Source organism: Rhodospirillales bacterium (assembly GCA_016872535.1).
GTDB lineage: Bacteria > Pseudomonadota > Alphaproteobacteria > Rhodospirillales > 2-12-FULL-67-15 > 2-12-FULL-67-15.
The window spans coordinates 1-12618 of the sequence record VGZQ01000011.1 but is presented as its reverse complement, the minus strand read 5'-3'; the positions used below and the strand labels follow the sequence as shown (position 1 = coordinate 12618).

Sequence of the window (12618 nt, the reverse complement as noted above, 5' to 3'; positions counted from 1 at the left end):
GGAAATAATGTCATCGGGTCAGGCTCTTTTCGGGAGCAGGGAATTCTTGGCCTGGACGATCAGCGGCCAGAACAGAAGGGCGAGCGCCAGCGCCATGATGCTGCCGACCAGGCCGTTCGCCCAGAAAGCCGAGAGGCTGCCGCGCGAGATGATCATGGACTGGCGGAACGCGCTTTCCGCCATGTCACCCAGTACAAGGGCGAGCACCAGCGGCGCGAGCGGATAGTTCAGCTTCTTGAAGGCATAGCCGACCACGCCGAAAAACAGCATCAAGGCGACATCGAGCATGGCGTTGTGCACGGTATAGGCGCCGATGGCGCAAACCACGACGATCGCCGGGCCGATGATGCTGAACGGAATGCGCAGGATCGCCGCCCACCACGGCACCGTCGTCAACACGATCAAGAGGCCGACGATATTGCCGAGATAGATGCTGGCGATCAGGCCCCAGACGAACTCCTTCTGCTCGACGAACAGCAGCGGTCCCGGCTGCAAGCCCCAGATCAGGAGCCCGCCCAGCAACACGGCGGCGGTCGGCGATCCGGGAATGCCGAGGGTGAGCATGGGCAAGAGCGCGCTGGTGCCGGCGGCATGCGCCGCGGTCTCCGGCGCCACCACGCCCTCGATCTTGCCGGTGCCGAATTGCGGCCCGTCCTTGGAAAATCGCTTGGCCAGGCCGTAACTCATGAACGACGCCGGCGTCGCGCCGCCCGGCGTGATGCCCATCCAGCAACCGACCAGGGCGCCGCGGATCGACGTCGCCCAGTATTTCGGAAGTTTCTTCCACGTCTGCCAGACGACGCGGGCGTTGATCTTGGCCGATGCGCCCTTGAACGACAGGCCTTCTTCCATGGTCAGCAGGATTTCGCCGATGCCGAACAAGCCGATTACCGCGATCAGGAAGTCGAAGCCGCGGATGATTTCGTAGATGCCGAAGGTCATGCGCAGCTGGCCGGTCACGGTGTCGAGGCCGACGGCGGCAAGCGCGAAGCCGATCATCATGCTGGCGAGTGTCTTGAAGGGCGGCTCCTTGCTCATGCCGACGAAGCTGCAGAAGGTCAGGAACTGGACCGCGAAGAACTCGGGCGGGCCGAACTGCAGGGCGAACTGGGCGACCAGCGGCGCGAGGAACGTCAGCACCACCACCGCGATGAAGGCGCCGACGAAGGAGGACGTGAACGCCGCCGTCAGCGCCTCGCCGGCGCGGCCGTCGCGCGCCATGGGATAGCCGTCGAATGTGGTCGCGACCGACCATGGCTCGCCCGGTATGTTGAACAGCACGGACGTGATCGCTCCGCCGAACAGCGCGCCCCAATAGATGCACGACAGCATGATGATCGCCGACGTGGGCGGCATCGAGAACGTGAGCGGCAACAGGATGGCGACGCCGTTGGCCCCGCCCAGGCCCGGCAGCACGCCGATCAGCACGCCGAGCAGGATGCCAACGAGCATGAACAAGATGTTCTTCAGCGACATCGCGACGGCGAAGCCGTGGAACAGTGCTTCGAGGGATTCGGCCACGGGGGACTCCGAGGAAATCTGGGGCTAGAAGCCGAGCAGGGATTCGACCGGTCCCTTGGGCAGCGGGACCAGGAACCACATCTCGAACAGGACAAAGAGGAAAACTGGCATGCCGAGCGCCACCGGCGCGATCATCGCCGGGCCGTAGCCACCGTGCACGCGCATGAAGAACGCGAGAAAGATGGCGGACGCGATGTAAATCCCGAGCAGGTAGATGAGGGCGATGTAGACGGCGCTTGGGACGAAGATGGCGAGAACCGACCGGAACTGCTGCCGGTCGACGAAAATCCGGTCGGAGGCTTTCGGCCGCAGCGCCAACAGGAAAGTGGCGCCGGCCGAGACAAACATGATCAGGCCGACATAGAAGGGGAAATAACCCGCCTGGGGGCCGTCGGAGGCCCATTTCGCGCCGAGCCGCTGGCTGTCATACATGACCAGTGCGGCGAGCGCCATGATCGCGGCGGCCACAAACAGATCGACGGCCTTTTGCGAGGCGCCGCCCTGCTCCGATTCGGCTTCCATGATGGGATGTCCCTGAACGTCGGGGTGGTGAAGTCGCGGGGATAAGACGTCCTGTGCGCCGGGGCGGCCCCCGATCCTCAGTGAGAGGGGCCGCCCCGGGCAACGACGCGGAACTTACTTGGCGAGGAAGCCGGCCTTGGTCATCAGGTCCTTATGCGTGGCCTCGGCCTTTTCCACCCAGTCGCGGTATTCCTTGCCGGACATGAACGTGGTGTTGAAGGCGCCGGTCTTCATGAAGTCCTTCCAGTCCTGGGTCTCGCGGACCTTCTTGAACAGGTTGACATAGTAGTTGACCTGGTCCTGCGTCACGCCGGCCGGCATGAAAATGCCGCGCAACATCAGGTATTCGATGTTGAGGCCGCCTTCCTTGCAGGTCGGAATGTCGTTCCAGGACATGTTCGAGGTGACTTTGTCCTTGAGGTCGATCCGCTTGGAATCGAACACGCAGAGAGGACGCAACGCGCCCGCGCGCCATTGGGCGACCGCCTCGATCGGGTTGTTGACGGTCGAATCGACGTGCTTGCCGACCAATTGCGTCGCCACTTCGCCGCCGCCCTTGTAGGGCACGTAGCTGAATTTGGTCCCGGTGATCTGTTCGACGCCGACGGTGATGATCTGGTCTTCCTGCTTGGAGCCGGTTCCGCCCATCTTGAACTTGCCCGGTTCCGCGCCCTTGACGGCGGCGATGTATTCGCCGGCGGTCTTGTAGGGCGTTTCGGCATGGACCCAGAGGATGAATTCGTCGAGCGCCAGCATCGCCACCGGGGTCAAGTCGCGCCAATTGAACGGCACGCCGGTCGCGAGCGGGGTGGTGAACAGATTCGAAAGCGTGATGATGATCTTATGCGGGTTGCCCTTGGAATTCTTGACGTCGAGGAAGCCCTCGGCGCCCGCACCGCCGGCCTTGTTGATGACCACGAACGGCTTCGGCATCAGTTTGTGCTTTTCAACCACGCCCTGAAGCATGCGGGCCATTTGGTCGGCGCCGCCGCCGGTGCCAGCGGGAATGATGAACTCGACCGGCTTGCTCGGCTCCCAGGCGGCGAACGATGGAGCCGCAAAGCCCCCCAAGAGAACGGCGAGCGAGGCGGAGATGGCGTATGAACGTGTTTGCATTTAAGTCCTCCCAAATATTCCACCGCGCATGTCGGCGGATTTTCTACGGCCCATCGATCTCGCTACCCGAAAGAGTTGGCCTTCACCAGCAGCGAATCGCTTCGATTTATAGCGAACCCTCTTGATGGGGTTCTGGGGTCTGGATCGCGCGGAACCCGTCAGTTGGTTCGTTCTCGACAACTCGCGCGGACCTAGGTATGTGGTGTACCACTATCGAAATGCCGGAGCAACCTGATTCCCTCGTGCGGCAAAATCGAATTCACGTTGCGCCGCAAAAATTAGCGCGACGGCATGTTCGACACGACCGGAGCGCGAGCACGTCGATCGGCGCCGGTTTCCGGTGAGCCGAAAAAACAACGGTTTGTAGACGGGAAGAGGCGTACCTTTCGATGACTTATAGCGACCCGCAATTCTGGATCGCGTTGCTGCAGATCATCGGCATCGACATCCTGCTCGCCGGCGACAACGCGGTCGTGATCGCGCTCGCCGCGCGCAATCTGCCGCAAAAGCAGCGCACGGTCGCCATCGTCGGCGGCACCGCCGGGGCCATCGGGCTCCGCATCGCGTTCGCGACGGTGATTGTCTACCTGATGACGGTGCCCTACCTGAAGCTGGTGGGGGCGGTGCTTCTGTTCTGGGTCGCCATCAAGTTGCTGGTGCCCGAGGAAGGCGGTGTCGACGAAGAAGGCAAGATCAAGGCCGGCACCACCATTTGGAGCGCCATGTGGACCATCGTGGTCGCCGACGCGGTCATGAGCCTCGACAACGTCATCGGCATCGCCGCCGCCGCCAAGGACAACGTGACCCTGATCGTGCTCGGCCTCTTGATCAGTATCCCGCTGGTCGTTCTCGGCAGCACGATGTTGTTGAAGCTGCTCGATCGTTACCCGATCCTGATTACCTTGGGCGGCGGCCTGTTGGGCTGGATCGCCGGGGGCATCGCCGTGGTCGATCCGGCAATCGCGCAGTATACGCAACCCCATCAACCCATGATTCATTACGTCGCCGCCGTCGCCGGCACGGTCTTCGTCGTCGCTCTCGGAAAATTCCTGGTGCGGCGCCGGGACCATCGCCGAAAAATCGAATCGGTCGCGTCGGAACACCACGGCGCGTCCGGATCGTGACGCGGTCGGCGATCACGCTCGCATAACAGGAGATCGACTATGCACACGATTCTGATCCCGATCGACGGCTCGCCGGCCTCGCTCCGGGCGGTGGACGCGGTGATCGATCGGGTGCAAAAGGGGCAAAAGACCCGCATCCACCTGATCAACGTCCAGCCGGCGTTGCCCCAGGCGGTCACCGACTTCGTCGGTAAGCGCTCGGTGCGCGACTTTCACAAGGAACTGGGCGAAAAAGAACTGAAGAAGGCCTGCGCCAAGCTGAACAAGGCGAATATCGCGCACGGAATCGAGATCGCGGTCGGCGACGTGGCCGAAACCATCGCCGCGTATGCGACCAAGTTGAAGTGCGACGAAATCGTGATGGGAACGCGCGGCCATTCGCAAATCGCCAACCTGCTGCTCGGATCCTCGACCACCAAGCTGCTGCATCTCGCGAAGGTTCCGGTGACCCTGGTCAAATGACGCCGCGCGTCGGCGCGCGAGGGCGAGTCGCTTTTATCACCCGCAAGCCACCGCCTATCGCATCGCCCAGGCTTGGGGTTGTTGCCGCCGGTTCCGGGGATTATTTTGCAAGCACCTGAAAGCCGATCGACCGCCAATGAACACGGAACTCGCTTCCCATAAACGGGGCCCCGCCCGGGCCACGCCCAAGGGCCGCCAGGTCAAGCCCGAGGCGCTGGCCGAGGTGCGCGCGCTGCTGGGCGATAAACCGCGCCGGCGCGATTTGCTGATCGAACATCTGCACCTGATTCAGGACCGCTACGGATGTCTTTCGGCGGCGCATCTCGCCGCGCTCGCCCACGAAATGCGCCTCGCCATGACCGAGGTCTATGAGGTCGCCACCTTCTACGCCCACTTCGACGTGGTGCGCGAAGGCGAAGCCGCGCCGGCCGCGCTCACGATCCGGGTCTGCGACAGCCTGACGTGCGAAATGGCCGGCGCGGGCGCGTTGCTCGAAGGCCTGGCGGCGCGGCTCGGCGCCAAGGCGCGGGTGGTGCGCGCGCCGTGCATGGGCCTTTGCGACAAGGCGCCCGCGGTCCAGGTTGGCCAGCGCCAGATCGCGCCCGCGACGGTCGAGGCGACCGCGGCGGCCGCGAACGCCGATATGTCGGCGCCGGTGCCGTCCGCGCGCGCATTCGAAGCGTACACGGCCGACGGCGGCTACGCGCTGTTGCGCCAATGCCTGAAAGGCGAGCGCAAAGCCGAAGACCTGATCGCGCTTCTGAACGATTCCGGCTTGCGCGGCCTCGGCGGCGCCGGTTTCCCCACCGGGCGCAAGTGGGGATTCGTGCGCGGCTATGCGGGTCCGCGCCTGATGGCGGTCAACGCCGACGAGGGCGAGCCCGGCACCTTCAAGGACCGCTATTATCTCGAACGCGATCCGCACCGCACCATCGAGGGCGCGCTGCTCGCCGCCTGGGCGGTCGGCGCCGAGGCGATTTACTTCTATCTTCGCGACGAATATCCGGGCATCCGCAAGTTTTTGTTGGCGGAGCTGGAAAAGGTGCGCGCGGCGAAGCTGGACACGCATGCGCCAATCCATCTGCGTCGCGGCGCCGGCGCCTACATCTGCGGTGAAGAATCGGCGATGCTGGAAAGCATCGAAGGCAAGCGCGGCCTGCCGCGCCACCGGCCTCCTTACGTCGCGGAAAAGGGCCTGTTCGGTCGCCCGACCCTGGTCCAGAACGTCGAGACGCTCTATTGGTTGCGCGACATCGTCGAAAAGGGCGCGCAATGGTTCGCGACCCGGGGCGGTTCGACGCGCCTGCACAGCTATTCGGTGTCGGGCCGGGTGAAAAATCCGGGCGTCAAGCTGGCTCCGGCCGGCATCTCGGTGCGCAAGCTGATCGAGGAGCATTGCGGCGGCATGGCCGACGGCCACACGTTCGCCGCCTATCTGCCGGGCGGCGCCTCGGGCGGCATTCTGCCCGCCTCCATGGGCGACGAACCGCTCGAATTCGGCCAGCTCGAAAAACACGGATGCTTTCTCGGGTCGGCGGCGGTGGTGGTGCTCTCGGACAAGGACGACGCGCGCGCCGCGGCCCTCAACCTGATGCGCTTTTTCGCCGACGAAAGCTGCGGCCAATGCACGCCCTGCCGCGTCGGCTCCGAAAAGGCCGTCATCGAGATGGAGAAGAAGACCTGGAACGCGGCGCTGCTCGGCGAGCTGGCGCAAGGCATGGCGGACGCCTCGATCTGCGGGCTCGGCCAGGCGGCGGCCAATCCGATCCGCTGCGCGCTCAAATATTTTCCGGAGACCAAGCGATGAGCCAGAAGATCACCTTCGAGCTCGACGGCAAGACGGTCGCCGCCGAGGCGGGCGAAACCATCTGGGACGTGGCGAAACGGCAGGGCACCGCGATCCCGCACCTCTGCCATTCGGGCGAGCCGGGCTACCGGCCGGACGGCAACTGCCGCGCCTGCGTGGTCGAGATCGAGGGCGAGCGGGTGCTGGCGGCCTCCTGCATCCGGAAACCCTCCGCCGGCATGAAGGTCAGGACGGGAAGCGAGCGCGCCAAGGCCGGCCGCAAGATGGTGTTCGAGCTGCTGCTCGCCGACCAGCCGGCGCGCGAGCGCGCCCACGATTCAGGGTCGCGCTTCTGGCAATGGACCGAGAAACTCGGCCTCACGCAAAGCCGCTTCGCGCCTCGCCATGCGCCGGAATCCGACCGCTCGCATCCGGCGATGGCGGTCGCGCTCGATGCCTGCATCCACTGCAACCTTTGCGTCCGCGCCTGCCGCGAGGTTCAGGTCAACGACGTGATCGGCATGGGCGGGCGCGGGCATCACGCCCGCATCGTGTTCGACATGGGCGACCCGATGGGCGCGTCCACCTGCGTCGCCTGCGGCGAATGCGTGCAGGCCTGCCCGACCGGGGCCTTGATGCCGGCGAACGCGGTCGACGCCAAGGGCGTCGGCAATCTCCGCGCCGACCGCCATGTGGACAGCGTCTGCCCCTATTGCGGCGTCGGTTGCCAGATCCGCTATCACGTGCAGGGCGACAAGCTCGCCTTCGTCACCGGTCGTCCCGGCCCGGCCAACGAAAACCGGCTCTGCGTCAAGGGCCGCTTCGGGTTCGACTACATCCACCACCCGCACCGCCTGACCAAGCCGTTGATCCGCAAAGAGGGCGTCAAGAAGCACGCCAACGACCGGGTCGATCCGGGCAACCCCTTCACCCATTTCCGCGAAGCGACCTGGGAAGAAGCGCTCGCGCGCGCGGCATCGGGATTGAAAACGATTCGCGACCGCTCGGGCGCCGAGGCGCTTGCCGGGTTCGGCTCGGCCAAAGGCTCCAACGAGGAAGCGTATCTGTTCCAAAAACTGGTCCGGCTCGGCTTCGGCACCAACAACGTCGATCACTGCACGCGACTCTGCCACGCGTCGTCGGTGGCCGCCCTGATGGAGGGGATCGGCTCCGGCGCGGTCACGGCGCCGTTCACCGAGGCGATGAACGCCGACGTCATCATCGTCATCGGCGCCAATCCGGCCGAGAATCATCCCGTCGCCGCCACCTATTTCAAGCAGGCGGCGAAGCGCGGCGCGACGCTGATCGTGATGGACCCGCGCGGCCAGGCGCTCATGCGCCACGCCACCCACATGCTGCAATTCCGTCCCGGCACCGACGTCGCGATGCTGAACGGAATCATGAACGTGATCGTGAGCGAAGGGCTCTACGACACCCAGTATATTCAGGCCCACACGGCGGGCTTCGAGAAATTGAAGGCGCATCTCGCCGATTTCTCGCCGGAAAAGATGGCGGCGATTTGCGGCATCGAGGCCGACACGCTGCGCACCGTCGCGCGCGCGTTCGCGCGCGCCAAGGCCGGCATCATCTTCTGGGGCATGGGCATTTCGCAACACGTGCACGGCACCGACAACGCGCGCTGCCTGATCTCGCTCGCGCTGATGTGCGGCCACACCGGCCGGCCCGGCACCGGGCTCCATCCGCTGCGCGGCCAGAACAACGTACAGGGCGCCTCCGACGCCGGACTCATTCCGATGGTGTTTCCCGACTATCAATCGGTCGAAAATCCGGACGTGCGTCGCCGCCACGAGGAATTCTGGGGCGCCAAGCTGGACCCGAAACGGGGCTTGACCGTGGTCGAGATCATAAAGGCGATCCTCGAAGGCCAAATTCGCGGCATGTACATCATGGGCGAAAACCCGGCGATGTCGGACCCGGACGCGGGCCATGCGCGCGAGGCGCTCGCCAAGCTCGAGCATCTCGTGGTTCAGGACATCTTCCTCACCGAAACCGCGTTCCACGCCGACGTGGTGCTGCCCGCGTCCGCCTGGCCGGAAAAGGACGGCACCGTCACCAACACCAATCGCCAGATCCAGCGCGGCCGCCAAGTATTCCAGCCGCCGGGCGAGGCGCGTCAGGATTGGTGGATCATCCAGGAAATCGCGCGCGGTATCGGCCTTGAATGGGATTACACGGGTCCCGCCGACGTTTACCGCGAGATGGGCGGGATCATGCACTCGCTCGACAATATTTCGTGGGAGCGGCTGGAGCGCGAAAACGCGGTGACCTATCCGTGCGCGGCGCCGGACAAGCCGGGCGAGGGCGTCGTCTTCGCCGACCGTTTCCCGACCGGCGACGGCAAGGCCAAGCTGGTGCCCGCCGACGTGCTGCCGCCGGCCGAACTGCCCGACGCCCAGTATCCGATGATCCTGACCACCGGCCGCCAACTCGAGCATTGGCACACCGGCGCGATCACCCGACGCGCGAGCGTGCTCGATGCGTTGGAGCCCGCCGCGGTCGCGTCGCTCGCGCCCGGCGACATCGCCAAGCTCGGCATCCAGCCGGGCGGCAAGGTGCGCGTCGCCACCCGGCGCGGCGCGATCGAACTGGTCGCGCGCGCCGATACGGCGATTCCGGAAGGGGTGATCTTCATACCCTTCTGCTACACCGAAGCGGCCGCCAATCTTCTGACCAATCCGCAACTCGATCCGTTCGGCAAGATTCCGGAGTTCAAGTTCTGCGCCGCGCGCGTCGAGAAAACCGAGGCCCGGTCGGCGGCGGAGTAATTCTTCGCTTTACGCGGCGCTTCGCGCGCCGCGGGCGCGGAGGTAATGGAACAGGGCGACGGCAAGCGCGATCGCCAATCCCGCCCAGCGCAATTGGCCGTGGGTCGCGAACGCGACCGGCGCGATCCAGTCGTCGACCAGGTCGGGGAACATGAGCAGGAATCCGCCGACGATCAACGCCGTCCGTTCCCAGGCCGCGAGCGGCGTGATCAAGCGCCCTTGCAACCCGGCGGCGACGGCGGCGGTGCCGGCGGCGGCGGCCAGGATCACCACGACCATGGCCGCGATCCCGCCCGCCTTCGGCATGGCGAGCAGAATGCCGATACCGGCCGGATCGAGCACGAACATGAACGGCACCACGAACGCGGGCATGGTGTATTTCCACGAGTGGAACGTGGTGCGGTAGGGATCGCCGCCGGTGATCGCGGCCGCCGCGAACGCCGACAGCGCGGTCGGCGGCGATACTTCGGAGAGAACCGCATAATAGAAGATGAACATGTGCGCGGCGAAATCGGGCACGCCGAGCTTGATCAGGGCGGGCGCCGCGATCACCGCGCAGATGATGTAGGACGCCGTCACCGGCACGGCGAGGCCGACCACCCACACGATCAGCGCGGTGTAAAGCGCGGTCAGCGCCAAGCTGCCGCCCGCGTATTCGATGGCGATGGCCGAAAACTTGAGGCCGAGCCCGGTCAGCGTCACCACCCCGACGATGATCCCGGCCGCGGCGCAGGTGGCGGCGACGTTGAGCACGCCGGTGGTGCCGTCGGCGAGCGCCTGGATGAGCTTCCTCGGGCCCATGGCGCAGTCGCGATGGAGAAAGCTGGTGGCGAAGGCGAGCACGGTCGCCCAGAACACCGACATCATCGGCGAAAAGCCTATCAGCATGAAAACGATGATCGCGATCAGGGATGAAAAGTGGAACCAGTAATCGCGCACCAGGGGGCCGAGCGGCACCGGCGTAATGCCGCCTTCGACGCTGTCGCGGCTGGCAAGCTCGACAACGATGAAGAGCGAGAAGTAATAGAGGCACGTCGGCACCACCGCCATGCGGATGACGTCGAGATAGGAGATCTTCAGGAACTCCGCGATCAGGAACGCCGCCGCGCCCAACACCGGCGGCGACAGGATGGCGCCGATGCCGCCGGCGGTGAGCAGCCCGCCCGCCGAGTTTTTGCTGAATCCGGCCTGGGCGAGCATCTTGTGCGAAACCGAGCCGATGGTGACGGTGGTGGCGACGCCCGATCCCGACGGTCCGCCGAGCAGGAACGAGGACAGCACCACGGCGCGGCCCGCGCTCGATGTCTTGCCGCCGGTGGCGGAAAACGAAAAATCGATGAAGAACTTTCCGGCGCCCGAATGCTGCAGGAACGCGCCATAGATGGTGAACAGGATGATCAGGCTCGAGGACACGTCGACCGCGACGCCGAAAATGCCCTCGAGGGTCATGTATAGGTGCCCGACCAGGCGGCCGAGGTCGTAGCCGCGATGGGTCCAGGGCGGCGGCAGGTAGGGCCCGGCGAGGGCGTAGGCGAGGAACGCGACGCAGATGACCAGCATGACCACGCCGCTCGAGCGCCGCACCGCTTCGAGAACGAGCAGGATGAACACGGCCCCGGCGATCAGGTCGGTCCGGTTGGGCAAGGTGTTGCGGTCGCCGAAATCGTCGCCGCCGACGATGGCGTAGGCGATCACGGCGATCGCCGCCGCGACCAGCGGCAGGTCCCACCACGGGAAACGATTGCGCAAGGCCTTGACGACGGGGAAGACGAGAAACGTGAGGACCAGCACGATCCCGACGTGTGCCGGGCGCAGAACGTCGGGCGACACGATGCCGACGGCGGTATAGAGGTGGAAAAGCGTGCTGCCGACCGCGAGCGCGGTCAGGAACGCCGCCATCCAGCCCCGATAGCGGTTGTGAACGCCTTCTTCCGCTTCGATCAGCTCTTCGATCTTGTGCTGAACGTCGTCGGGGGCGGCGACGGATTGCGGATCGCTCATGCGGCGTCAATCACCGGAAACGAGACGCGCCGCCGGCCTCGTCGTGCGAAGCGGGCGGCGCGCCGGATCGAACGTCCTTCAGTCGAGCTTCACGCCCTTCTCGGCGAAGTACTTCTTGGCGCCGGGATGGAAGGGGATCGGCGAACGGCCGGGCTGATTCTTGACGTCGAAGCTCTCGGCTTCCTTGTGCACGGCGACCATGTCGGCCTTGCGGTCGAAGATGGTCTTGACGATGGTGTAGGCGTCCTGGTCGGACATGTCCTTGTGCGCGATCAGCACGTTCCACACGGTCGCGACCTGGTTGTCCTTCTCCATGCCGCCGTAGACGTTCTTGGCGATGGTGTCCGGGGCGTAGAGATTGCCGTACTTCTTGTTCATGGCCGGAACCGTGTCGGCGTGATCGATCATCTGGATCTTGACGCCCGGCGTCGCGCCGAGGTCGGCGACGGCCGCCGTCGGCAGGCCGCCGACCCAGAAGAAGGCGTCGATCTTTTTGTCCTTGATCGCGTTGACGGACTCGGCGACGCCGAGCCGTTCGCGCTTCATGTCCTTGTCCTTGTCGAGGCCGGCGGCCTCGATCACGCGGAAAGCCATGACTTCGGTCGCGCTGCCGGGCGATCCGGTCGACACGCGCTTGCCCTTGAGGTCCTTCATGGTCTTGACCCCGGTGCCCTCGATGCTGACCACGTGCATCCGGTTCGGATAGAGCACCATCAGGGTGCGGATCTCGACCGGCTTGTCCTTGAACTTGTCTTCGCCTTTGAGCGCGTCCAGGCCGGCATCCACCATCGAAAAGGCGATTTCGGCCTTCTTGGCGCCGATTAGCTGGAGATTGGCGACCGAGCCGCCGGTGACTTCCGCCGTCGCCTGCCAGCCGGGCACGTACTTGGAAAGCACGTTGGCGAGGCCGCCGCCCATGGGGTAGTAGACCCCGCCGGTGCCGCCGGTGGCGATCGACAGGCTCTTCTGCTGTTGCGCGTCCGCGCCGAGCGGCGCAAGGACGATCGCGGCGACGGCGGCGGCTATTCCGAATTTCAGGGTTTTCAGCATGGCATCCTCCCGCAAAAAATAAAAAATTTGATTGGAGCGCCTTCGAGGCGGCGCCCGGAGTCCAACGGTTATACCGGCTATCCGACGGCCTGCCAACCCGCCGAAAACCGCCATATTAGTTAAGGTAATTAGGGCGATTCGTAACCATGTGCTAGGAGGAAAGGCGCATGGTTATAGGGGGTTCGAGGGTTTTCGGGTGTGCGGCCAACTTTGAGCGGGGCCGCAAGTGCGTTTTCTGCGGGTCGTTCAA

Annotated in this window: 9 protein-coding genes; 4 read left to right on the top strand and 5 right to left on the bottom strand. The window is 65.0% G+C overall.

The annotated features are described in order from the left end of the window. Positions 1-18 precede the first annotated feature (18 nt). The 3 genes from FJ311_03660 to FJ311_03650 form a co-directional block, all read right to left on the bottom strand. Positions 19-1476, bottom strand: coding sequence for a tripartite tricarboxylate transporter permease (locus FJ311_03660; GenBank protein ID MBM3950531.1), 1458 nt, complete (start codon positions 1474-1476; stop codon positions 19-21). A 69-nt stretch (positions 1477-1545) separates the two neighbouring features. After that, on the bottom strand, positions 1546-2043 hold the full coding sequence (locus FJ311_03655; protein ID MBM3950530.1) for a tripartite tricarboxylate transporter TctB family protein: 498 nt from the start codon (positions 2041-2043) through the stop codon (positions 1546-1548). Between the two features lie 114 nt (positions 2044-2157). Continuing rightward, positions 2158-3159 (bottom strand): tripartite tricarboxylate transporter substrate binding protein, encoded by a 1002-nt coding sequence (locus FJ311_03650; protein ID MBM3950529.1) that lies wholly within the window; start codon positions 3157-3159, stop codon positions 2158-2160. Between the two features lie 389 nt (positions 3160-3548). Here FJ311_03650 and FJ311_03645 point away from each other — a divergent pair, with 389 nt between their 5' ends. From FJ311_03645 to FJ311_03630, 4 genes are all read left to right on the top strand, one after another. Then, positions 3549-4283, top strand: coding sequence for a TerC family protein (locus tag FJ311_03645; GenBank protein ID MBM3950528.1), 735 nt, complete (start codon positions 3549-3551; stop codon positions 4281-4283). A gap of 39 nt (positions 4284-4322) precedes the next feature. Beyond that, the gene (locus FJ311_03640) at positions 4323-4745 is read left to right on the top strand and encodes a universal stress protein (protein ID MBM3950527.1); all 423 of its coding nucleotides are present in this window, start codon (positions 4323-4325) and stop codon (positions 4743-4745) included. Between the two features lie 136 nt (positions 4746-4881). Next, positions 4882-6552 (top strand): NADH-quinone oxidoreductase subunit F, encoded by a 1671-nt coding sequence (locus tag FJ311_03635; protein ID MBM3950526.1) that lies wholly within the window; start codon positions 4882-4884, stop codon positions 6550-6552. Beyond that, positions 6549-9317 (top strand): formate dehydrogenase subunit alpha, encoded by a 2769-nt coding sequence (locus FJ311_03630; GenBank protein ID MBM3950525.1) that lies wholly within the window; start codon positions 6549-6551, stop codon positions 9315-9317. The genes FJ311_03635 and FJ311_03630 overlap by 4 nt, the downstream gene beginning before the upstream one ends. 9 nt (positions 9318-9326) lie before the next feature. On the opposite strand, the gene FJ311_03625 is transcribed toward FJ311_03630, so the two are convergent. After that, positions 9327-11318, bottom strand: a complete 1992-nt coding sequence (locus tag FJ311_03625) for a TRAP transporter fused permease subunit (protein MBM3950524.1) — start codon at positions 11316-11318, stop codon at positions 9327-9329. Between the two features lie 78 nt (positions 11319-11396). After that, a complete protein-coding gene (locus FJ311_03620; GenBank protein MBM3950523.1) occupies positions 11397-12368 on the bottom strand; it encodes a TAXI family TRAP transporter solute-binding subunit in 972 nt (323 codons plus the stop codon). Positions 12369-12618: the final 250 nt, after the last annotated feature.

What these genes read in the sequence shown, in the direction of transcription:
- FJ311_03660 (MBM3950531.1), bottom strand. Translation starts at nt 1,476, where the DNA reads ATGTCGCTGAAGAACATCTTGTTCATGCTCGTTGGCATCCTGCTCGGC.
- FJ311_03635 (MBM3950526.1), top strand. Translation starts at nt 4,882, where the DNA reads ATGAACACGGAACTCGCTTCCCATAAACGGGGCCCCGCCCGGGCCACG.
- FJ311_03625 (MBM3950524.1), bottom strand. Translation starts at nt 11,318, where the DNA reads ATGAGCGATCCGCAATCCGTCGCCGCCCCCGACGACGTTCAGCACAAG.
- FJ311_03650 (MBM3950529.1), bottom strand. Translation starts at nt 3,159, where the DNA reads ATGCAAACACGTTCATACGCCATCTCCGCCTCGCTCGCCGTTCTCTTG.
- FJ311_03655 (MBM3950530.1), bottom strand. Translation starts at nt 2,043, where the DNA reads ATGGAAGCCGAATCGGAGCAGGGCGGCGCCTCGCAAAAGGCCGTCGAT.
- FJ311_03620 (MBM3950523.1), bottom strand. Translation starts at nt 12,368, where the DNA reads ATGCTGAAAACCCTGAAATTCGGAATAGCCGCCGCCGTCGCCGCGATC.
- FJ311_03640 (MBM3950527.1), top strand. Translation starts at nt 4,323, where the DNA reads ATGCACACGATTCTGATCCCGATCGACGGCTCGCCGGCCTCGCTCCGG.
- FJ311_03630 (MBM3950525.1), top strand. Translation starts at nt 6,549, where the DNA reads ATGAGCCAGAAGATCACCTTCGAGCTCGACGGCAAGACGGTCGCCGCC.
- FJ311_03645 (MBM3950528.1), top strand. Translation starts at nt 3,549, where the DNA reads ATGACTTATAGCGACCCGCAATTCTGGATCGCGTTGCTGCAGATCATC.